We start from the raw sequence: 22,886 nt of genomic DNA on the forward strand, positions 1-22,886 counted from the left end.
AAAGAAGATATATGAAAAAAAGTTTATAACTTTGTCATTTCAAAAATAAGTGTAAAATTCAGTGGAAATAACATAATTCAAAACCAAATGAAAAAAGATAATGAGTATGATATAGTTAGAAAGCTATTTTTGATAAGATGAAAAGAAAAGAGACGTGATTATGTTGACTGAATTTTTAAAATTAGGTATTCGAAAAGAAGTGAATCATACATTAAAATCTTTAGGACTAATGAACCCAACACCTATTCAGGAACAAACAATTCCAAAAATATTAGAGGGAAGAGATGTGATTGCACAGGCTCAAACCGGTACAGGGAAAACACTTGCATTTGTTCTTCCCATTTTAGAAAAAATTGATGTGAGTCAATCTGAGATTCAAGCACTTATTTTAACTCCAACAAGAGAATTGGCACAACAAATATCAAAAGAAATAAAGAAGATGCTTGAAAATTTGGAAGGTGTAAATGTGCTTGCTGTTTATGGTGGACAAGATGTTGAACATCAACTGAAAAAGCTTAGAGGGGCACAGCATATTGTTGTAGCAACACCAGGAAGATTGCTTGACCATATTCGCCGTAAAACAATTGATTTATCAACGGTTACAATGCTAGTTTTAGATGAAGCAGATCAAATGTTACATATGGGCTTTTTGCCTGAAGTAGAAGATATTATTTTTGAAACACTTTCCACTCGACAAACGATGTTATTCTCTGCAACAATGCCGGATGAAATTCGGTCATTAGCTAAAAAATATTTGATAGATCCGGAGAATATACAAGTTAAAGCAAAAAATCTGACAGTTGATAAAATAAAACAAATTGTGATTGAAACAACTGACAGAAGAAAGCAAGCCACCTTGTTGCATCTGTTGCAAGAGCAGCGTCCTTTTTTAGCGATTATTTTTTGCCGTACAAAAATTCGAGCTAAAAAGCTGCAAGAAGCATTAATTGCTAATGGCTATGAATCCGGTGAATTACACGGCGATCTAACTCAAGCTAAGCGGGAAAAGGCGATGAAACGTTTTAGAGAGGCTAAAATTCAGTTCCTTGTCGCAACTGATGTTGCAGCACGAGGCCTTGATGTGGAAGGTGTGACACATGTTTTTAACTATGATATTCCTCACGATGTAGAAAGCTATATTCACCGAATTGGTCGAACAGGTAGGGCAGGTGGAGTAGGTATTGCCTATACGCTTGTGGCACCAAAAGACATGGATTTTTTACGGATGATCGAAAAAGGTATTCATCAATCTATGGAAAAACAGGTTATTAGAGGGATTAGTGTTCCTGATCGAGAAGATTATGATAAAGAAAGAAAAGAACAAATAAGAAAAGAAAGTCGTCCATTTAATAGTGGGAGAAAAAAATTCCCGAAGAAACTCTGATTCCAATCAACCAGCAAAAGAACGGAATAAAAGAGTGTCAAAATCTGCTTCTAAAGATGGAAGAAGAAATAGGCAAAGATAAAAAGGAGTGGCTGTCCCTTGTACAAGAGATGACAGCCACTCTTTTTATTTTTGAAGATCCTTTTTTGTTTGTTCACTTCTAATGTTAATATCTTTAGAAAACTCAGTATCTTTATTTTTATTATTAGGATATTTATTTTGACGCTCACGGTTATCATTGCGATTTGTCATAGTACGTACCTCCCTTCAGAGTTAGTCAATCCTATTATGTACAATAAAATTGGCTTTTATATTAACAATAATTATTAAAAAACAAAGGGATCTTACATACTCTTTTTTAAAAAGAGGATACTATATTTTAGTTACAAATTTGGCATTCTTGGTAGAATATAAGGGAGACATTAAAATGGATCAGAAGCTCTTTGGATGGATTAATTCCTTAGCAGGTAAAAACCAAACAATAGACCAAGTCATGGTGTTTGCATCAACAAAGTTTCGTTATTTGTTTGCTAGTGTTCTTTTAATGATAATGATTGGGAGTCGTTCAGGAAAGAAGCTAACATATCAAACTGTACTTTCACTGGTTATTAGTAGTAGTGCTAAGGCGTTGATTAATAAGATTAAATTTAGGCCAAGACCTTTTGTCACACGTGATGCTAATGTATTACTTGCCTCAAAACTTGATACAACCTATTTAAGTAAACATAGTTTATTATCTTTTGCTGTTTCTACCATGGTTTACATGTATGATAGAGGAATTGGGAAAATCATGTTGGCTATGTCATCTCTTACTGCAATCTCACGTATCTGGGTAGGCGCACATTATCCATTTGATGTTGTAAGAAGCTCGATAATAGGGGCATTGATTAGTATACTTGTAAAAAAATGTACATTCATAAGTTGGAGAGAAGGGTGATGTGAGATCACCCTATTTATATAGATGCCTCAATTTTTTGTTAATAATATTTCTAGGGTTATACCTTAATATTGTTCTTGCTAGTATTCTTAACTTAAGATCCACCAATTTTACATTCCTTTCCAATATGAATACAATAGTGTTTTATCATTTATAATGATATGTTGGGTTTTGGCAGATGCAAAAGACATATGCCCATAATCTGAAAATTAAAAGATGATTTGTTGAGTCATTTTAGTCAAATAAAAAAGCAAGAGAAGATTAATGAATATCACTCTCTTGCCATTGTTAATTTTTATTTTTCTTCTTGAGCATGTTTCTTTTTAAAGAATGTAACTGCTCTTTTTTTCATTGATTTTGTAAGAAAACCGCCTTTAAATGATCGGATTTCATATGACATTAAAAATGCTTTAGGCTCATGTTGATCGATGATATGAAGTAATTCTTTTTCTCTCGAGCGTTTTGCTACAATATCTAGGCGGAAACGAGCTGTGTTAATACCTTCTCCTTCAAAGACTGTAACACCGAATCCCGCTGTTCTTAATGCATTCACTAATTCCATATTTTTATCCAATATATTAGCTTGATACGTAATATATCCAATTGCCAGTTTTCGTTCTAATGCTCCTCCAAGAAGCAATCCGACGCTAAATCCAACAACGTAAGCGACTATATTGTATATATTTGATAGGTCTTGAAAAACAAAGATTAAGCTAACAATATAAATAATTCCCTCTAATAATCCAACACCTGCAGCTGATTTCGTTTGATTTTTCACGAGTAAAATTGTTCTGATCGTTAGAACAGGAACATAAATAAGTTGTAAAACAAAAATAAGTAAAGCCTGTAAAAGCATATTTCGTATTTCCCTTCTAAAAAGTAATATCGAAAGCATAACATATTTTCAAAATAAATTTTATGGATTGTGAGCAATTTTTTTCAAAAAATCTTAAGGGAATTCTAGGAAATTATATGTCATATCATTCTACCCCGTTTAGGTTAAGTTAAAACATAAAGATAATATTATTATGTAAACTAAAGGTTGTAACTTTATAAAAATATTAACAACTATAAAAGTAAACAAAACTAACTATTTTTTTGAGAAGATGGAAGTTTTAAACAATACCTTTTATAATAAAGAAACAAGATATTATTTAAAGGGAGTTTCACTTTGATTAAACCAAGAATAAATTCTTTAAAACCATCACAATTAATCGTTTCATTTTATGTTATGACTGTTATTATTTCTGTATGCTTATTAAGTTTACCAGTTGCGCTTAAACCGAATGTTAGTTGGTCTTTTTTAGATGTTGTTTTTACTGCAGTAAGTGCTGTTAGTGTAACAGGACTCACAGTTGTCTCAACACCTGATACATTTAGTGTTACTGGTATTTTTATTCTTTTATTTATCCTCCAATTTGGGGGAATAGGGATTATGACATTAGGTACATTTGTTTGGCTAGTCTTAGGAAAAAAAATTGGTCTTAAAGAAAGACAATTAATTATGACTGATCAAAACCAATCACATTTATCAGGTTTAGTGAAGCTGATGAGGCAGATATTGGTTATTATTTTGATTATAGAAGCAATTGGTACTATTATTTTAGGAACCTATTTCCTCTCATATTTCCCTACTTGGCAAGAAGCATATCTACAAGGGTTATTTGCATCGGTGAGTGCTACGACTAATGCAGGATTTGATATAACGGGAGAATCACTTATTCCATTTGCTCATGATTATTTTGTTCAAACGATTAACATTATCCTTTTAACACTAGGGGCAATTGGGTTTCCGGTGTTAATTGAGTGCAAGGACTATATCTTACATAAAAAACAGAATAATAGGAGATTTCGCTTTACATTATATACAAAATTAACGACAATTACGTTCTTTGCTCTCATGATACTTGGTACAATAGCAATTTTAGCACTTGAAGTGAATCATTTTTTTCAAGATAAATCATGGCATGAATCTTTCTTTTACGCATTCTTCCAATCTTCTTCGACCCGTAATGGTGGTTTGGCTACGATGGATGTTAGTGATTTCTCAGAACCTACATTGATTATCTTATGCGTTTTAATGTTTATAGGGGCATCACCAAGCTCTGTTGGAGGAGGTGTAAGGACAACAACATTTGCGATTAATTTGTTGTTTTTATTTGCTTTTGCAAGGGGATATAAAAATGTTCGTATCTTTAAACGTGAGCTTCATGAGGATGATGTGAGAAAATCGTTAGTTGTTACGGTTATTGCTGTTTTTCTCTGCTTTTTAGCTACGGTCATTCTAACAAGGACAGAATCTTTTTCTCTTATAGAAATACTCTTTGAAGTATGTTCAGCATTTGGTACAACGGGGTTATCAATGGGCATTACAGCTGACCTAAGTTCAATTGGAAAGATTGTGATCACACTACTAATGTTTATCGGACGAATTGGTATTCTATCATTTATCTTTCTAATTAATAAAGGAGATGTTGAAACGAATTATCATTATCCAAAAGAAAGAGTTATTTTGGGTTAAGTTCACACTAATGAAAAACAAGGGGTATTATCATGCCAATCAATCTATTATAGAACTTGATTGGCATTATATTTAAAAGGTTAGATTAAAGAAGGGGATGGGGAGAAAAATGAATATTTCAATCTTTAGGATTGCAAACAAGTTAATTACTGGAAATGGTGCGACAGAAAAGTTAATGGATGAGGTAGTACGATTACACATAGAAAATCCATTAATTGTAACAGATAAGGTGCTAGAATCAGTTGGGGTAATTAATCAAATAAAGGTAATTTTAAAGAATCTCCCTCATGATGTATATTCAGGTGTTCAACCTGAACCAGAAATTGCAATAGTTGAAGAGTGTAAACGAATGTTTTTAGAAGGAAAGCATGACGGATTAATCGCCGTAGGTGGTGGAAGTGCAATAGATATTGCAAAAGCTGTTTCGGCCTATGCAAAGATTGATGATCATCTAAAAAGCATATTCGGAACAGATTTAATCCCGGAGAAGGGATTTCCGATTATTGCTATTCCTACAACAGCAGGAACTGGATCTGAGGTAACAAATATATCTATTTTATCTGATAAAGAAGAGCAGTTAAAGAAAGGAATTGTCAGTGATTTCATTTTACCAGATGTTGCAATTGTTGCTCCGGAAATGACGATTACGATGCCAAAGTCAGTTACAGCTGCAAGTGGCATTGATGCACTTGTACACGCAATAGAGGCGTATATTTCTGTAAACGCTTCCCCGATTACTGATGCTTTAGCTATTCATGCGATCAAGTTAATTTCAACAAATCTACCGAAAGCTTATGCAAATCCTGCTAATATACAGGCGAGGGAACAAATGGCAATAGCTAGCCTTATGGCGGGTATGGCATTTGGAAATGCAGGAGTTGGAGCAGTTCATGCCCTTGCATATCCACTTGGAGGACGTTTCCATATTCCGCATGGAGTTAGTAACGCGCTATTACTACCATATGTTATGGAGTGGAATAAAATAAGTTGCTTGGACCGTTTTCGAGAAATTGCAGTTGCTTTAGGTGAAAATGTTCAGGACTTAACTGATCGTGAAGCAGCGGATAAGGCTGTTTTTGCAATGGATTATTTATGTCGTGCTGTAAATATTCCAAAGGGGTTACGTTCATTTCAAATACCAGAATCAGCGATAATCGATATGGCAGAAGACGCAAGTAAAATTGAACGCCTTCTAAAAAATAATCCAAGGGTGTTCTCAAAACAAGAAATAGAGGAAATTTACCGGTCAGCTTACTGAGTAATCTTTGGTAGTTTTTGATTTTTTAAGGTTCACTCGTTTAAAAGTTATGATAATAATCACGTAGTTGGAGGTCGACTTTGAGTGTTCAAAACAATTATAGAGCCAAGGGTTTCTGAAACAGATGGGGTAGGTCATATAAATAACACCACCATTCCTATATGGTTTGAGGCTGGGAGAAATCAATTATTCAAGTTATTCACTCCTGATAACACATTTGAAAATTGGAAAATGATTATTCTCAATATGAATGTTGACTTTGTTCATCAAATATACTTTGGCCAAAATGTTGAGGTCTATACATGGATTAAAAAAATAGGAAATAGCAGCTTAGAATTGTATGAAGAAATACATCAAAATGGGAGAATCTGTGCAAAAGGTACAGCTGTTTATGTGAATTTTAATAAAGATAAACAAAAATCAGAGTCTATCTCAGAACAATTAAAAAACATTCTACTTAATCATATTTATGAAGGCGTTTAGTCAACCTATTTGATAATTGACTAGTCTCATAGAGTTTCTTCAAGATATAGCTTTTTTCATGGCTGTTAATAAAATGTAATTATTAGTATTAAATTATAATAATTATAAATAAATATTGATTTTTATTTGATAGGTGTTATGATAATAAAGAAGACAATCATTCACATACTATTCTCATTTTATTCTCAAAAAACTATTCTCAAAAAAAGCATCCATGGATGCTTTTTTTGATGAGTAATGGATATGATGCTACATGCAATGTTTACAATGTCACAACGTTTGCAAAAGCTTCACTATGCTCTCGTCGCTCTTTACGAACATTTCTTCTTTGTTGTGCTGTATTAAACAGCATAACTTCTTCATCTGATTCTGGTATAACCTGTGGGACTTGTTCTGGCTTCCCATTTTCATTAAGTGCAACAAAAGTTAGAAACGAAGTGGCAGCAAGTCGTCGCTCACCAGTTTTAAGATCTTCAGCAATGACTTTCACAAAAACTTCCATTGATGAGCGGCCAACTGATGAAACATATGATTTTAAGCTAACTGAATCACTCTGACGTATGGGAATCAAAAAGTCTACTGAATCTGTGGAGGCCGTTACAACCTCACAACGTGAATGCATCGCTGCGGATATAGATGCCACATCATCTATATAGCTCATTAACTTTCCACCAAATAGTGTATTATGGTTATTTGTATCTAAAGGAAATACTCTGCTTGTTTTAATTACTAGTGATTCCTTACATGTTTTTGCCGTTAATTCAGCCATATTTATCTCTCCTGACTTTTTTTCCTTATGCTCATACAATTATTCATTTTCATATTGAAATCGTCAATTGTATTGTTTGGTTTTCTTACACCTTCTATTAGTATGTTTCATTAGAATGATAGCTGATACTCTCTAAATAGTTTACATAACGATATTATTATAAATTCATCTTTTGATTATTAAAAAAACCCTGCTACTGTGGCCAGGGTCAACTATTTATGATTAAAATGCCTATCAATAAATGCGCATATGGTTTTAATTGTTTTTTCCTTAAAAAGGTTGGGAACTGACTCATTATTAGGAAATACTACGATAATAGAATTCATTTTCTACCTGATTATGTTGATATCCTAGAGATATGAGTTTATTTTTAAGTTCATCTGGAAATTCAGATGATCCAGTAATTGAGGTAAAAAGTGGAGTGGGGTAGACCCTAACATCAATATCGCCTTTTCCAGTGTATATGACTACAAGATCATGATCGTTTTTTATCAGCCATTGACTTTTTGTATAAAGAGAAATACGGGCATGTTCAAGTGAAGAAATACCTGGTAGATTGATTCCATATACAAGGTTTACAGTCCTAACCAAATCCTCAAGCGAATAGTTTGGAATCATACTCAAATAAAGATCCATAACTTCTGCCTTCTTTAACGTCATAATGTGTTGATCAGTTTCAAAAGAACGTGCTTTTTGATCTAAAGCTTTTGTAACTCCGGTCATAATTTCTTCAGCGTAGATTGATAGCTTAGCACCTTCACCGTCATTTGAAATCTCGATTAAATTTAATCCAAAGATATCTGTAACAGCTTTCCTAAATGTTGTTCCAGTTAATTTAACATTTGTATCGTTTAAAAAAACATTTAAAACATCCAGCTTTGAAAGGTGATTTATTTCACCATCATTGAAAGTATTAGTACTTTCTTTTAATACTTTCCTTATATAGAATGGGTATTTATCATGTTCTTCATTTGGTTTTTGAGGGGCTTTATTTATAAATTTCTTGAACAATGACATTAACACAAATAAGAATATTGCTAAAAATGGTAGTAGAATTTTAGTGCGTTTCATTTTTCAATATCCACCTTAATATTAAACATTAATAATTCTAGTTTAATAAATTAATGAGATGAATTCTATTAAAAATTCAAGTTAGATACATTTTATTTCATTCTTTGCGAAAATATGACAATTTCTGAATGTGTTTAGAATCAATAACCCCCTGAATAGAAAGTCAGGGGGTTTGATTTTATTTTTTCCACCATGTATCAAACATTGATGCCGGAACTTCTCGTTTATGTTGTGTGATCATATAGCGCTTTTCAATTTTTTCAGCTACCTCAGAACCCACCTGTTTTCCTTCTAAATAATCATCTAACTGATCATAACTAATGCCGAGTTCGGTTTCATCAGCTTGAAGTGGTGTTTGATCTAATAGATCTGCTGTAGGAGTTTTTAAATAAAGTCGTTCTGGTGCATTTAACTCCTGTAATAAGCTTCTTCCTTGGCGTTTCGTTAAACCTGTTAACGGTAATAAATCGGCACCGCCATCTCCATACTTAGTGAAAAAGCCAGTTACAGCTTCTGCAGCATGATCTGTACCGATCACAAGCAAGCCGTCTTGACCGCCAATCGCATATTGTGTAATCATTCGTGTTCGAGCTTTTACATTTCCTTTGTTAAAATCAGAAAGGGCTTCACCCATTGTTTTTTTATAAGAATCAGTAAAGGCATCGACACTACTTGATATATCAAAAGCAACACTTTTGTCAGGTTGTATAAAAGAAAGGGCTAATTGTGCATCTTCTTCATCCTTTTGAATACCATATGGAAGTCTTACTGCAGTAAAGCTTGCATCATACCCTTCATTTCTTAATTCTTCTACAGCAAGCTGTGCTAAACGACCAGAAAGGGAAGAGTCCTGCCCACCGCTTATTCCTAGAACAAATCCTTTTGCTCCCGTCATCTTTAAATAGTCCTTTAAAAATGTGATCCGTGCACTAATCTCTTCTTTCGGGTTTATGGTTTCTTTTACATGTAACTCGTTCATGATTTTCTTTTGTAAACTCATAACGTAAAACCTCCATGCCTGTTTCTTTGGTATCCCTAGTTTTTCGTTATCATTTCAGATACCTTTTGTTTTACTTCTTCAATATTTTTCATTTTGTTTTCCCAACATGCTTGACTAAGATCAACAGGATATTCCTCAGGATGTAAAGCACGCTTATATTCATCCCAAAGTAACTCTAAATTTTCTATTGTATAGTTTTGCATTTCTTTAAGGGATGGAGCCTCATACACAAGTTTTCCGTTATCAAAGATCTTATGATGAAGCTCCTTTGCTTCAAAGTTTGTAACAAATTTACTTACGAATGTATGAATAGGGTGGAACATTTTTAACTTTTCTTCATTTTCCGGTTGTTCATGTTGGAGTGTAATATAGTCTCCTTCAGATTTATGATTTAATGTATTGATTATTCGATACACCTTTTTAAGACCTGGAGTTGATACCTTTTCGGGATTTCCACTTATTTTTATCGTATCGACCATTTGCCCGTTTTCATCTTCAATTGAAGCTAGTTTATAAACTGCACCTAGAGCAGGTTGGTCAAAGGCAGTAATTAGTTTCGTACCAATTCCCCAAATATCAATTTTTGCTCCTTGAGATTTAAGGTTTATGATTGTTGATTCATCTAAATCATTAGAAGCAATAATTTTTGTGGAATGGAATCCGGCTTTGTCAAGCATCTTTCTTGCCTCTTTTGAAAGGTACGCAAGATCTCCGCTATCAAGGCGAATCCCTTTGAACTCAATTTGATCTCCTAGTTCTTTTGCAACTTTAATAGCATTCGGAACTCCCGACTTTAACGTATCGTAAGTATCCACCAAGAAAACACATTCTTTATGTCTTCGGGCGTATTTATGGAAGGCAATGTATTCATCTTTATAAGCTTGAACAAACGCATGTGCGTGGGTACCTGAAACAGGTATACCAAAAAGCTTTCCAGCTCTTACATTTGAAGTGGCATTAAAACCACCTATAAACGCTGCTCTTGTTCCCCAAATAGCTGCATCTAATTCATGAGCACGACGTGTACCGAACTCCATTACCGTGTCATCTCCGGCAACATGCTTGATCCGAGCTGCTTTTGTAGCAATTAAAGTCTGGTAGTTTACGATGTTTAAGAGGGCAGTTTCAATCAACTGAGCCTCAGCTAAAGGAGCCTCAACTCGAATGATTGGTTCATTGCCAAACACCATTTCTCCTTCTTTAACAGAATAAACATTGCCAGTGAAACGAAGCTGACTTAAATAATCTAAAAAGTCATCCTTGTACCCTAACTCATCACGCAAATAAGTAATATCAGTTTGAGAAAATGAAAATTGCTCCAAGTACTGAATGATTCTTTCTAAACCAGCAAAAATACCAAATCCATTTCCGAAAGGCAGTTTTCTAAAGTACACTTCAAAAACAGCTTTTCGCTGATGAATGGAATCTTCCCAATAAGATTCAGCCATGTTTATTTGATAAAGATCAGTATGTAATGCTAAACTATCGTCATCATTATATGTGTTCATTTTTTGTCCTCCAGTGTAAGTTCAATTTTTCACAAAGGCCGGTATATACGGCAAAGGAGGGATTATCATATCGAATTACTAGGTTCATGGTTGTATATAATTCTATAGAACTTTTGCATTTAAACAGGAAGAAAAATGCTGTAACGCCCAGTCATGACCTTGTTGATTAAAGCTAGCAACAGCTTCTTTATATACAACAATTGAAAATCCCTTATTATAAGCATCAACTGCTGTGTGTAATATACAAATATCTGTACATACACCAACTAAGTGAAGCTCCGTTATTCCACGTTCCTTAAGTTTTATTTCAAGATCAGTGCCGGCAAAAGCACTGTAACGCGTTTTGTCCATCCAATAAACATTTAGATTATCTTTATTTGTTATGTATACTTCTTGTAGTTTTCCAAATAAATGTCTGCCTTCTGTATGACGAATATTATGTGGTGGAAATAATTTTGTTTCTGGATGGAAATGATCATCTTTTTCATGTAAATCAACTGCAAATACAACAAAGTCATCGTTACGAATAAATTGTTGTGTTAAATCGGCAAGTTTAGTTTCAATGTCTTGACCAGGTTGACCACATGTTAATGCCCCATGATCAGCGATAAAGTCAATTGTGTAATCAATAGCAACTAAAGCTCTTTTCATGGTTAATACCTCCTTCATAGTATGAGAAACATTACAAGTTGTAAATATTTCAGCAAGGAAAGTTTGTCACTTATACTTATCATAAGTATATCAATTTAACCAGCAAATGATTATGTTTAATTTTACACAATCTCTACAATTTAGCAAATAAGGGAAAGAAGAGGAGAGGATAAAAATAACCAGTACAATCAGGTACTGGTTATTTTTAATTTTTGAGACAAAGATTTTACGATTACACTTAGTCATCCTAATAAAGCTTCTTGGATGGTGTAATGTGCAACAAGTTAAAAGGTGAAGAAAAAAATCGTGATTTGATTTAATAGCGACCGTTACGAAATTATCTCACTTATCTTCTATTGAAAAGATTAATTTATTATTCGATGGATCACTTACAATAAAATCATTTTGTTGCTGTGCAAAATTTGTTCCGAAAGTTTCTAATCTTGTCAGAGCTGATTGTCTTGTTTCTTCATTTGGAAACATTAAGGTAAACGATTTCATACCTAATTCATTTTCTAATGGAGAAGGGAACTTCCTGCACTATGCCAAGTATTTAAACCAATATGATGATGATATCCGCCGGTTGATATAAACAAGGCTTGTAATCCATAGCGGTTTACTGCATTAAACCCGATTAAACGATAAAAGTCCTCAGATTCCTTAATAGTTGAAACTTGTAAATGTATATGTCCCATAATCGTTTGGGGCGAGATTTTAGTAAAAGGTACCTCACTTTTTTCTAATAACAGACTTTGTGCATCTAAAGGATTTGTTGCCATTTCAATCGTTCCGTCAACCTTTTTCCAGTTATCCTGTGAGCGGTCAGCATACAGCTCAATACCATTGTTATCGGGATCTGCTAAATATATGGCTTCACTAACAAGATGATCTGATGCACCTTGAAGTGGGTATCCTGAATGTATTAAATGGTAAAATACATTCGCTAACTCCGTTCGGTTAGGAAGGAGAAGAGCAAGGTGATATAATCCAGTTTTCCTGCCGGAATTAGCAATGGCTGAATTAACTTCTTCTATAGTAATTAACGGTTTAACTCCATCTGCAGTTAGAGACACCAATTTTTCTGACGTATTAAGAACAGATAAGCCGATCATTTTTTTATAAAATGAAAGAGACTGTTCCAAGTCGCTAACCTTTAAATGGACATTTGACACATAAATATTAGGCGGTGTATGAAAGTTCATCAATATTCCTCCATCAATATACTTACTTTTTGTAAGTAAGTATATTGTTCATTAAGATAAAACGTCAAGCAAAATACATTAGGTGGATATGAGTTTTGAATTATTAGTTAAAATGTATAAATATTAGTTTTTTTAAACATTTAATAGCTCTTCAGTTTCTAGTAATGTATAAAAATAGTAATCTTTATAAGGAAATGACATGAAAGCGGTTACCTATAAAATTTTATAAAAATACAGAAAATTTAACGGAAAAACTCTTGTCAAAATATGAATCTTTAAATATAATAAAGTCATGTTATAAAAAACGACATAGAAATGAGAGGTTATCTAACATGAGTGAAGCGGTTATTTCAAAAGGTAAAAATGAGACGGAAATTCTTGCACAAATTAAAGAAATCATTAGCTCAAAAAGTGTAGAGCTTATCCATCTACAATTCGTAGATATAGAGGGTATTTTAAAAAGCGTTACTGTAACGGTTGAGCAATTTGATGATGTTGTTGCAGGGAAACAAATGTTTGACGGTTCATCTGTAAAAGGTTTCTCTCCAATTAATAAGTCAGACTTATACTTACAACCAGATCTAACAACATTTGCAGTATTACCTTGGTCTGTTGAGGAAGGTTACTCTGAAGCACGTTTCCTCTGTTCAGCAGTGAATCCTGATGGAACTCTTTTCGAAGGAGATACTCGTAACGTATTAAAAAAGACTGTTGAGCGTGCAGCTGATAAGGGTTATACCATTTCAGTAGGTCCTGAATTAGAATTCTTCTTATTTAAAACAGATGCGGATGGAAATCCAACTCGACAATTAGATGATAACGCTGGATATTTTGAGCCTTCTCCAAAAGACTTTGGTGAGCGAGTACGTTTAGAAATCTATCGTGCATTAAAAGCAATGGGCTTCACAATTGAAGCATCTCACCATGAAGTTGCGGAAGGTCAACATGAAATCAACTTTAAATATGCTGATGCTCTAGGTGCAGCTGATTTATCAACAACTTACAAATGGGTTGTTAAAACAATTGCTCAAAAGTTTGGTTTACATGCTACTTTCATGCCAAAACCAGTATTCGGTATCAATGGTTCTGGAATGCACGTAAATATGTCATTCTTCAAAGATGGAGAGAATGCATTTTATAATGAAGCAGACGAGTTACAATTATCTGACGAAGCTTATTCGTTCATCGGTGGTTTAGTGGAAAGCGCAAAAAACATTGTTGCTGTAACAAATCCACTAGTAAACTCATATAAGCGTTTAGTTCCTGGATATGAAGCACCTTGCTATATTGCATGGTCTGCATCTAACCGTTCAGCTTTAATCCGTATTCCAGCTAAAAAGGGTATGGCAACTCGCGTAGAGCTTCGTTGTCCAGATCCATCTGCGAACCCATACTTAACATTTGCAATTATCGCATCTGCTGGTCTTGATGGAATTGAAAAAGGCCTTAAAGCTCCAGCTTCAATCAATGAGGACATCTTCCACATGACAGAGGAGCGCCGTGAAGAATTGGGTATTGAAAATCTTCCAGGAAGCCTAGAAAAAGCTATTGCGGAATTCCAAAACGGCGAAATCGGTCGCAAAACATTAGGAGAGCATGTATACGGTGAGTACGTATCTGCTAAAAAAGCAGAATGGGATAGCTATCGCACTGCTGTTCACTCTTGGGAAATCGATAACTATCAATCTAAATTCTAATATAAGCTGTTGTAAAAGCCGGGTGAGACATCACCTGGCTTTTTTGCATTTTTTTGTAGTGCCTGTCACTACCCGATTTTTGTAGAATTTTGTAAAATGAAAGGGTGGAAATAAAGTTTAGTTCCGGTAAACAATTTAAGTTAGAAGGAATGTGTACATTTTAATAGAATACTAAGTGTGTGATTTAATAAGAGGATGGTTCATTAGTGTAATTTTGTAATAATAATGTTATGTAAACCAGAAATTATTATGGTTACAATGAAACTTTGTTTCTTTAATGACGTACTAGTTAGTATTAATTTATGAAATGGCGGGATATACTTGTTAAATTCTTATCTTGAGAACAGCATAACTAATTACAATAGTATTTTTACAAGTTTAAAGGATTCTTTTAAATGGCATGCAGATGACAAAATTCTTATGTTAGTTTCAACGATGTATATCGTAAATGATACAAACTTTGATATAGAAAGATACAGTCGTATAACCGATTACATAAAAGCAAATGTTGGTTTCTTTTCTTATTTAAAATCAACACAAAGGTTTACAACAGCTGCTACACTCGATTTAATGACTTCAGACCCAAAAGAAGGTTTTAAAAAGTTATTAGGCATATATGAAAAACTAATTCAGGAAGGGTTTTCTAGAACAACCTTTACATATATTGCCGCTGGGACTTTATTAAAGCTTGATGACTCAAAGATTGATGTTTACATAAAGAAATCCTTTGATATATTTAGAGGAATGAAGGAACATCATTTCTTTTTAACAGGATCAGGTGATTATCCTTTAGCAACTTTGCTTGCACAAACTGGAGACGATGTATCTTGTTCGATTGAACGAATAGAAAAGTATTATCAAGAATTACATAAAAAAGGGTTTTACCGTGGGGATTCTTTACAGTTTTTAAGCCATATTTTAGCTTTAGATTCCAATTTAGAAAAAGAAAACTTATTTCAAAAGTGTTTGGATGTGAAGGAGCTTCTTACTAACAATGGAATCAAAGTTAAAACAGCATATTACCCTTACGTTGGAATCTTAGCTTTGTTAGAACAACCTGAAAATTATATACAAACAATTACAATGATATATGAACGTTTAAATTCTGATAAAAAATTTAAATGGCAAAAGGATATTAACTTTATGGTGGCTATTGTATTCCTATTAAAGGAAAAAACCGAATTAGGAGACATAGTAACAGCAGGCCTGAGTACATCAATTGAATCCATTCTTCAAGCCTCAGCAAGCAGCGATGATTGCAAGTGTGTCAGCTGCTACTGCAGCTTCTTCTTCATCTAATGGCGGGGAATAACGAAAAAACAAGACTTGTTACATATTAAGTAAAATCCACAATATTGTCGAATGAATTTCGTTCTAAAAACAAAATTCATGGTTATTCGACTAAAAACTTGCTATAGTAGATGTTGTGGTAGTTTATTACATTATTAGTAAGTAAAGGTCGGATACAAATGATGTTACAATCATCTATTTTAGAAAAAGTTTTTATGCAATCAACAATTCCTCAAATGATATTTGAATATAATTTAAAGCAAAATGTTGCTAATAAAGCATTTTTTGAATTTATTGGATACTCTAAAGAAGAGTGGGATGAGTTATCTATTGAAGAAGTTTCACACCCCGAAGACTATGTGTTAGATATGCAGCTTTATCATGAAGTGTATACCGGGAAACGTGAGTCCTATCAAATGGAAAAGCGGTATTTCCATAAATCAGGTGAAATTATTTGGGGATCTTTACATGTAACAGCAATTAATGATCCTATGACAAATAATAAATACTTTTTAGCTCAGGTATTTGATATTACAGAACAAAAAAACCTTGAAAGGGTTTTAACGCATAACGAACAAAAATATAAATTGTTAGCTGATCATTCATCTGACATAATCGGGTTGTATTTGCCAGATGGGAGATTTTTGTATACATCTCCATCTATAAACCAGATTTTAGGATATGAAGATGATGAATTATTAGGAGAACTTCCATATAGCTTTATTCATCCAGATGATATTTCTTTTGTGGAAAAAAAACATAAAACTCTATTAGAGAGTAAAAGTCCGTGTTAGCAACTTATCGCTTCAGACATAAAGATGGAACTTATATTTGGGTGGAATCTAACTTAAGATCTGTAATAGATGAGCAAACTGGTAAGATTACGGGTATGATTGCAATTTCCAGAGATATTAGAAGTAGGCTTGAACAAGATAAACTTCTACATAGATCAGAAAAAATGGCTGTTGTTGGACAACTTGCTGCGGCTGTAGCACATGAAATTCGTAACCCGTTAACATCAGTAAAAGGTTTTATTCAACTTTTTTCTGAAACGAAACAATGTAATGAAGAATACATGAATATTGTTCTTAATGAACTGGATCGTGTTGAAGATATTATTTTTGAATTTTTAACTTTGGCACGCTCACACCAAGAGAAAATGGAAACGATAAAGATTGATGAGTTATTGAAACAAGTCATTCAATTGTTACAAACTCAGGCCATATTAGTTAATAAAGAAATAAATTTTTTGGTTGAATCGAATATTCCTCCCGTAAAAGGAGATTCCAACAAGTTAAAACAAGTTTTTTTTAATATTATACAAAATGCTCTGGATGCGATTGATGAGAAAGGTGTTGTTTTCGTTAGACTCTATTCGAACGATTCCCGAGTATGCATGGAATTTATAGATAATGGTTGTGGAATTCCCGAGAACCGACTTGAAAGTGTAGGTGAGCCCTTTTATTCTACAAAAGAAAAGGGGACTGGAATGGGGTTAATGACCAGCTATAAAATTATTGAAAACCATAAAGGGAAGATTGATATTGATTCAACTGTCGGAGAAGGAACAACAGTAAGTGTTTCGCTACCTTTATCATGATCCTGAATTTGAAATAGAGAGAGGTGCTTCTCATGTTTTATGTTGTTTTGGATTTAGGGTGTGCAGAGTGTGGAGAAAGCTCGAATGTCCTTGGTATTTTTACAAGTTTGGATAAAGCAAAAGCTGCTAGAGATGAATACAAAGAATTGAATTCTTTAGATGAGTATTCAGATCATGAATTTTTTATATATAAAATTGATGAGCTAGATAAAATTTTTAACAATAGTTTTGAACATCTTGTGGAATAAGAAACAATTGTCCTTCTTCATCATATATTGATTGAAAAAGGGGAATGTAAGATGGTGAAATATTATTGCTCCAGATGCATGTTGTTAAATGATGATAGTAGTTGTTGTATGAAATGCGGGAATTTAGAATTAAAACATTTAACAATTAGTGTTCAAAATCAAAAAGGCAAGAAAGAGTAGAAATTTCCAAACATACCTTTCTTATATACATTTAAGGGTTCTCCTGATTAAGGGGAACCTTTTTATTGTACTCTAAAGAAAGGATGGAAATGGCTGATAATAGGGAGCGTTTACAAATACATCAGCCAAGGATGTTTATACAATTAGAGGAACGGTCAGAATCTGAGGTTTTTGAAATTTTTATTTCTAACACTCCATTCATGAATGTTGCTGAAATTTTTTTTTGTTCGATTCTATATGGGAGAACAATTTTTCTAGTTACTTCATTATTTTCTTGTTTTTCAGCTTCATTATCCTTTAACACATTAATCAAAATCTGCTCTTGGCAAACCTGTATGTTGATGTTTTCTTTTTTTATTTTTTCTCCAAGTTCGCCCTCGACAATAAAATAATCACTAGTCTCAAATAAATCAACTCTAAACGTGTGCTCATCCAGCAAGCTTGTAAACGGATCAGTAAAAAATTGAGTCATCCAATCTTCTATACCTTTAATGTTCAATGGATTAGAACATTTTCTAATATTCATGTTTATTGACCTCCATAGACGTTGCATACATTATAAAACATAGGTCCCCTTAACCTTTAAATTATTCACAAAGTGATTTTTGGTGAAGGGGAATTGTCCAATGGATATCTAAAATAAGTAAAACGAGGAAATAAAAAAGGAATGGGAAGACCCATTCCTTTTACATATCATGCCCTTGATTATTCTTTTGGCGAGTATGGTTTGCATTCTTAACCTTTTTAGAACCGTCTAATGGTTCTGGTTGCCCAGGATTGTTTCCTTTTGGAGCATTTTTGCGAATATCTTTTCCAGTATTTTTGTTCGTCATCAATATCCCTCCTCTTGATATATATCATGAGTCAAATGTTGCAAAAAAATGCTGAACAAATATGAATAAATTCCAGTTAATATCACATCCTAATATATGGTTTAAATATGATAACTGAAAGGAATGTGAAATTATGCCATATAATAAGGATAAGCAACAATCGTTCCAAGCCGCGCAACAGGGAGCGGAGGAAGCTTTTGATGTTTATGATAATCTTGTAAAAGACGGTGCTGACTACGGACATCAATTGAAGCATTTAGCAGAAGAAGTAAACGAGGCTTATCAGCAAATAAATAATGCACTGGAAAATGCTTCGGAAACACAAAGAAATAGACTTGAACAATATCAGCGAGATCTTCAACAAATTGTTCAAGAAGTCAATCAAACAGAACAGTAAAAAACGACGGTGATTCCGTCGTTTTTTGTTGTCGTATAAACAAAAATTATTGATTTTTCTTTCTCTTCTTATTGTTCTGTCTTTGTGCAGCAGTTAAAGGCTCATTTTGAAGTTCTTCATTGTATCCGGTGCCAACTCCTTGAGCGCTTGCATCATTCATACCCATTCTAACATGATTTGCTTTACGTTTAGCCATTGCTTCCTTCACCTCCCGATAAAATTAGCTTGTCACATTTGATAAAATTGCATGCAAACTCAGTGACAGGTAAAAAAATAACAGAAAAAATATTTAAAAAATTTTAAAGTTACTATACTATTTCCTTCAAAATTTGATATAGTAAAAAAGTAAAACTAGTACGCTTTCATAAGAATAACTTATACATATCAATAACATCATTGTTATTTACTTATGTTACTAGTTGTATTAAGATTAAATTGTGAAAATTATTAAAAATGGGGCAACATCCTTCGACAAGAGTCGATCCTTGATCTTACTAAGGGGGAGAATTAATGACTAATCAAGTAACTACAAAAAATGATGTTTTCCAATCACGTAAAAATTTTACGGTAGATGGAAAGACCTACAACTACTATTCATTACAAGCATTAGAAGATGCTGGAATTGGTAACGTTTCACGTTTACCATATTCAGTAAAAGTTCTTTTAGAATCTGTACTACGTCAAGTAGATGGCAGAGTTATCACTAAAGAACATGTTGAAAACTTAGCGAAATGGGGAACAAACGAACTTAAAGATATCGATGTTCCATTCAAGCCATCTCGAGTTATCCTTCAAGACTTCACTGGTGTACCAGCAGTTGTTGACTTAGCTTCATTACGTAAAGCTATGGCTGATATGGGTGGAGATCCTGATAAGATTAATCCTGAGATTCCAGTAGACCTTGTTATTGACCACTCTGTACAGGTTGACCGCGCTGGAACTCCTGATGCGCTTCAATTCAATATGGATCTTGAATTCGAACGTAATGCAGAGCGTTATAAATTCTTAAGCTGGGCAAAAAAATCATTTGATAACTATCGTGCTGTACCACCTGCAACTGGTATCGTACACCAAGTTAACTTAGAGTACTTAGCAAATGTTGTTCATGCTGTACAAAACGAAGATGGTGAATTTGAATCATTCCCAGATTCATTAGTTGGAACTGACTCTCATACAACAATGATCAATGGTATCGGGGTTCTTGGATGGGGTGTTGGTGGTATCGAAGCGGAAGCTGGTATGCTAGGACAACCATCATATTTCCCAGTGCCTGAAGTAATTGGTGTTAAACTAACTGGAGAACTTCCAAACGGTACAACTGCTACTGACTTAGCGTTAAAAGTAACTCAGGTTTTACGTCAACAAGGTGTTGTTGGTAAATTCGTTGAGTTCTTTGGTCCTGGTGTAGCACAATTACCACTTGCAGATCGTGCAACAATTGCAAACATGGCCCCTGAATACGGCGCTACTTGTGGTTTCTTCCCAGTTGATGAGGAAGCTCTAAACTACATGCGTTTAACTGGTCGTGATGAAGAGCAGATCAAAGTAGTAGGCGAATACTGTAAAGCGAATGGATTATTCTTTACACCTGAAAATGAAGATCCAATCTTCACTAAGGTTGTTGAAATTGACCTTACTGAAATTGAAGCGAATCTTTCTGGTCCTAAGCGTCCACAAGATTTAATTCCACTTTCAGCGATGAAAGAAAAATTCCACGAGCATTTAGTAGCTCCAGCTGGAAACCAAGGATTCGGATTAGAAAAATCTGAACTTGACAAAGAAATCACTGTGAAATTCAAAAATGGTGATGAAACAAGCATGAAAACTGGTGCCATTGCAATTGCTGCAATCACTAGCTGTACAAATACATCAAACCCTTACGTTCTAGTAGCTGCTGGTCTTGTTGCGAAAAAAGCAACTGAATTAGGCTTAGAAGTACCTAAATATGTTAAAACATCTTTAGCTCCAGGATCTAAGGTTGTTACAGGATACTTAGAGAACTCAGGTCTTCTTCCACATCTTGAGCAACTTGGTTTTAATACTGTTGGTTATGGTTGTACAACATGTATCGGTAACTCAGGTCCACTTGCAGATGAAATTGAAGAAGCTGTAGCTGCTAATGATTTATTAGTAACATCTGTACTATCTGGAAACCGTAACTTTGAAGGTCGTATCCATCCGCTAGTAAAAGGAAACTACCTTGCATCACCACCATTAGTTGTGGCTTATGCATTAGCAGGTACTGTTGATATTGATCTACAAAACGATTCACTAGGTAAAGACAAAGATGGTAAAGATGTATACTTTAACGACATCTGGCCAACAACAAATGAAATTAATGAAGTTGTTAATAAGACTGTAACTCCTGAACTATTTAGAAAAGAATATGATCAAGTATTCGATGATAATGCTCGTTGGAATGCGATTGAAACAACTGACGAAGCTTTATATGTATGGGATGATTCATCAACATACATCCAAAATCCTCCATTCTTTGAAGGTTTAGAAGCTGAGGCTGGAAAAGTAGAAACGTTAAAAGGTTTACGTGTTGTTGCTAAATTTGGTGACTCTGTAACAACGGATCACATTTCTCCTGCTGGTTCTATCGGTAAAGATACGCCTGCTGGTCGTTACCTACAAGAGAATGGTGTAACACCTAGAGAGTTTAACTCTTACGGTTCACGTCGTGGTAACCATGAAGTTATGATGAGAGGTACATTTGCAAACATCCGTATCAAAAACCAAATCGCTCCTGGTACTGAAGGTGGATATACTACTTACTGGCCGACTGGCGAAGTTAAATCAATCTATGATGCATGCATGGATTACAAACAAGATGGTACAGGACTTGTTGTTTTAGCTGGTAATGATTACGGTATGGGAAGCTCACGTGACTGGGCCGCAAAAGGTACAAACCTACTTGGAATTAAAACAGTTATTGCTCAAAGCTTCGAGCGTATTCACCGTAGTAACCTAGTGTTAATGGGTGTTCTTCCTCTTCAATTCAAAGAAGGAGAAAGTGCTGATTCATTAGGTTTAACTGGTAAAGAAACAATTGAAGTTGAGATTGACGAAAATGTTAGACCACGTGATTTCGTCAAAGTTACAGCGACTGATGAAGCTGGTAACAAGAAAGAATTTGAAGTATTAGTTCGTTTTGATAGTGAAGTTGAAATTGACTACTATCGTCATGGCGGAATTCTTCAAATGGTATTACGTGATAAGTTGAAAGGCTAATTATCATTAGTAAATGTAAAGGGAACGGTTATCCGTTCCCTTTTTGTATGTGCTGCCAAAACGTTGCTTAGACTATAAGTCCAACGTTATTCACCGTTATCTTTGTCTAAAATCTGAAACTTGTAGATTATACATTGTCCTATAAGATAATCCATGCTTAAATTAAGAAGGGATATAGTCATTAAGGAGATCTTTATTCATGTATGATGCTTTACAACTGGGTCCATTTACAATTCAACTTTTTTGGATTATCTCATTTTTTTCTTTTCTAGCTACTTACTTTATATTAGATGGGTTATTAAAGGAATCAACAATAAAGAAATTTATGAAGCAACATTTTTGGACTGTAGTATTTATCATATTTATTACATATAAAATTAGTGTTGTCCTGTTTCACCCTCAACTTTTGTTAACAAATCGGTGGCTGTTCCTTACTGGAGGAAATAATGGGATATATTTAGGTTTATGTCTATCACTAATATTTTTAGTATGGAATATGGTTAGAGAAAGAATAGTAATCAAACACTTTGTATTTGGACTTATTATTCTGATAACGGTCTTTGTGGGGACCTTTTCACTTGTGAAATTTATTGTATTGTCTGTCATGTAGGAGGTTTTAT

General features: G+C 34.0%; 25 protein-coding genes. 13 read left to right on the top strand and 12 right to left on the bottom strand.

Features of this window, described 5'->3' with window-relative positions; all coding sequences use genetic code 11:
• Window positions 1–160: 160 nt before the first annotated feature.
• On the top strand, window positions 161–1,384 hold the full coding sequence (locus MVE64_RS24300; RefSeq protein WP_247341896.1) for a DEAD/DEAH box helicase: 1,224 nt from the start codon (window positions 161–163) through the stop codon (window positions 1,382–1,384).
• A 126-nt stretch (window positions 1,385–1,510) separates the two neighbouring features.
• Here the strand turns inward: MVE64_RS24300 and MVE64_RS27610 are convergent, their stop codons facing one another.
• Window positions 1,511–1,636 (bottom strand): hypothetical protein, encoded by a 126-nt coding sequence (locus tag MVE64_RS27610; protein ID WP_255301697.1) that lies wholly within the window; start codon window positions 1,634–1,636, stop codon window positions 1,511–1,513.
• 175 nt (window positions 1,637–1,811) lie between these two features.
• On the opposite strand from MVE64_RS27610, the gene MVE64_RS24305 reads away from it, so the two are divergent.
• Window positions 1,812–2,321 (top strand): phosphatase PAP2 family protein, encoded by a 510-nt coding sequence (locus tag MVE64_RS24305; RefSeq protein WP_247341898.1) that lies wholly within the window; start codon window positions 1,812–1,814, stop codon window positions 2,319–2,321.
• A 295-nt stretch (window positions 2,322–2,616) separates the two neighbouring features.
• Here MVE64_RS24305 and MVE64_RS24310 read toward each other — a convergent pair whose 3' ends face one another.
• A complete protein-coding gene (locus MVE64_RS24310; RefSeq protein ID WP_121661537.1) occupies window positions 2,617–3,177 on the bottom strand; it encodes a DUF2179 domain-containing protein in 561 nt (186 codons plus the stop codon).
• Window positions 3,178–3,552: 375 nt separating this feature from the next.
• Between MVE64_RS24310 and MVE64_RS24315 the strand changes: the two genes are divergently transcribed.
• The 3 genes from MVE64_RS24315 (at window position 3,553) to MVE64_RS24325 (ending at window position 6,583) form a co-directional block, all read left to right on the top strand.
• Window positions 3,553–4,842, top strand: a complete 1,290-nt coding sequence (locus tag MVE64_RS24315) for a TrkH family potassium uptake protein (protein ID WP_247347235.1) — start codon at window positions 3,553–3,555, stop codon at window positions 4,840–4,842.
• A 109-nt stretch (window positions 4,843–4,951) separates the two neighbouring features.
• The gene (locus tag MVE64_RS24320) at window positions 4,952–6,100 is read left to right on the top strand and encodes an iron-containing alcohol dehydrogenase (protein ID WP_247341900.1); all 1,149 of its coding nucleotides are present in this window, start codon (window positions 4,952–4,954) and stop codon (window positions 6,098–6,100) included.
• 84 nt (window positions 6,101–6,184) lie between these two features.
• The gene (locus MVE64_RS24325) at window positions 6,185–6,583 is read left to right on the top strand and encodes an acyl-CoA thioesterase (RefSeq protein WP_247341902.1); all 399 of its coding nucleotides are present in this window, start codon (window positions 6,185–6,187) and stop codon (window positions 6,581–6,583) included.
• Window positions 6,584–6,845: 262 nt separating this feature from the next.
• On the opposite strand, the gene MVE64_RS24330 is transcribed toward MVE64_RS24325, so the two are convergent.
• From MVE64_RS24330 to MVE64_RS24360, 7 genes are all read right to left on the bottom strand, one after another.
• Window positions 6,846–7,352, bottom strand: a complete 507-nt coding sequence (locus MVE64_RS24330; RefSeq protein ID WP_098799463.1) for an acyl-CoA thioesterase — start codon at window positions 7,350–7,352, stop codon at window positions 6,846–6,848.
• Window positions 7,353–7,649: 297 nt separating this feature from the next.
• A complete protein-coding gene (locus MVE64_RS24335; RefSeq protein ID WP_247341904.1) occupies window positions 7,650–8,423 on the bottom strand; it encodes a hypothetical protein in 774 nt (257 codons plus the stop codon).
• A gap of 178 nt (window positions 8,424–8,601) precedes the next feature.
• Window positions 8,602–9,423, bottom strand: coding sequence for an ammonia-dependent NAD(+) synthetase (gene nadE / locus MVE64_RS24340; protein WP_247341907.1), 822 nt, complete (start codon window positions 9,421–9,423; stop codon window positions 8,602–8,604).
• A 35-nt stretch (window positions 9,424–9,458) separates the two neighbouring features.
• Entirely contained in the window at window positions 9,459–10,931 is a 1,473-nt protein-coding gene (locus tag MVE64_RS24345; protein ID WP_247341910.1) for a nicotinate phosphoribosyltransferase, read from the bottom strand.
• 102 nt (window positions 10,932–11,033) lie between these two features.
• Window positions 11,034–11,582: a cysteine hydrolase family protein gene (locus MVE64_RS24350; protein ID WP_247341912.1), complete on the bottom strand. Its 549-nt coding sequence runs from the start codon at window positions 11,580–11,582 to the stop codon at window positions 11,034–11,036.
• A gap of 342 nt (window positions 11,583–11,924) precedes the next feature.
• Entirely contained in the window at window positions 11,925–12,083 is a 159-nt protein-coding gene (locus tag MVE64_RS24355; RefSeq protein ID WP_247341915.1) for a hypothetical protein, read from the bottom strand.
• Between the two features lie 14 nt (window positions 12,084–12,097).
• The gene (locus MVE64_RS24360) at window positions 12,098–12,784 is read right to left on the bottom strand and encodes a VOC family protein (RefSeq protein WP_247341918.1); all 687 of its coding nucleotides are present in this window, start codon (window positions 12,782–12,784) and stop codon (window positions 12,098–12,100) included.
• Between the two features lie 332 nt (window positions 12,785–13,116).
• Here MVE64_RS24360 and glnA point away from each other — a divergent pair, with 332 nt between their 5' ends.
• From glnA to MVE64_RS24385, 5 genes are all read left to right on the top strand, one after another.
• Window positions 13,117–14,481, top strand: a complete 1,365-nt coding sequence (gene glnA, locus MVE64_RS24365; RefSeq protein ID WP_247341921.1) for a type I glutamate--ammonia ligase — start codon at window positions 13,117–13,119, stop codon at window positions 14,479–14,481.
• A 321-nt stretch (window positions 14,482–14,802) separates the two neighbouring features.
• Window positions 14,803–15,780, top strand: a complete 978-nt coding sequence (locus tag MVE64_RS24370) for a DUF4003 family protein (RefSeq protein ID WP_247341924.1) — start codon at window positions 14,803–14,805, stop codon at window positions 15,778–15,780.
• Window positions 15,781–15,950: 170 nt separating this feature from the next.
• Window positions 15,951–16,565: a PAS domain-containing protein gene (locus MVE64_RS24375; RefSeq protein ID WP_281730418.1), complete on the top strand. Its 615-nt coding sequence runs from the start codon at window positions 15,951–15,953 to the stop codon at window positions 16,563–16,565.
• Entirely contained in the window at window positions 16,559–17,371 is an 813-nt protein-coding gene (locus tag MVE64_RS27615) for a PAS domain-containing sensor histidine kinase (protein ID WP_281730419.1), read from the top strand. The genes MVE64_RS24375 and MVE64_RS27615 overlap by 7 nt, the downstream gene beginning before the upstream one ends.
• Window positions 17,372–17,403: 32 nt before the next feature.
• Complete coding sequence (locus MVE64_RS24385; RefSeq protein ID WP_098799455.1) at window positions 17,404–17,619, top strand: hypothetical protein; 216 nt, start codon at window positions 17,404–17,406, stop codon at window positions 17,617–17,619.
• 301 nt (window positions 17,620–17,920) lie between these two features.
• Here the strand turns inward: MVE64_RS24385 and MVE64_RS24390 are convergent, their stop codons facing one another.
• Window positions 17,921–18,325, bottom strand: coding sequence for an Hsp20/alpha crystallin family protein (locus tag MVE64_RS24390; RefSeq protein WP_247341926.1), 405 nt, complete (start codon window positions 18,323–18,325; stop codon window positions 17,921–17,923).
• Window positions 18,326–18,485: 160 nt separating this feature from the next.
• On the bottom strand, window positions 18,486–18,632 hold the full coding sequence (locus tag MVE64_RS24395; RefSeq protein WP_098798285.1) for a small acid-soluble spore protein P: 147 nt from the start codon (window positions 18,630–18,632) through the stop codon (window positions 18,486–18,488).
• Window positions 18,633–18,765: 133 nt separating this feature from the next.
• Between MVE64_RS24395 and MVE64_RS24400 the strand changes: the two genes are divergently transcribed.
• The gene (locus MVE64_RS24400; RefSeq protein WP_247341929.1) at window positions 18,766–19,029 is read left to right on the top strand and encodes a hypothetical protein; all 264 of its coding nucleotides are present in this window, start codon (window positions 18,766–18,768) and stop codon (window positions 19,027–19,029) included.
• A gap of 46 nt (window positions 19,030–19,075) precedes the next feature.
• On the opposite strand, the gene sspO is transcribed toward MVE64_RS24400, so the two are convergent.
• The gene (sspO, locus tag MVE64_RS24405; protein ID WP_098798283.1) at window positions 19,076–19,225 is read right to left on the bottom strand and encodes a small acid-soluble spore protein SspO; all 150 of its coding nucleotides are present in this window, start codon (window positions 19,223–19,225) and stop codon (window positions 19,076–19,078) included.
• Window positions 19,226–19,539: 314 nt separating this feature from the next.
• Between sspO and acnA the strand changes: the two genes are divergently transcribed.
• Window positions 19,540–22,266, top strand: a complete 2,727-nt coding sequence (acnA, locus tag MVE64_RS24410) for an aconitate hydratase AcnA (RefSeq protein WP_247341931.1) — start codon at window positions 19,540–19,542, stop codon at window positions 22,264–22,266.
• 199 nt (window positions 22,267–22,465) lie between these two features.
• Complete coding sequence (locus tag MVE64_RS24415) at window positions 22,466–22,876, top strand: hypothetical protein (protein WP_247341934.1); 411 nt, start codon at window positions 22,466–22,468, stop codon at window positions 22,874–22,876.
• Window positions 22,877–22,886 lie beyond the last annotated feature (10 nt).

It is taken from the genome of Metabacillus endolithicus (assembly GCF_023078335.1).
In the GTDB taxonomy this organism is placed as follows: domain Bacteria; phylum Bacillota; class Bacilli; order Bacillales; family Bacillaceae; genus Metabacillus; species Metabacillus endolithicus.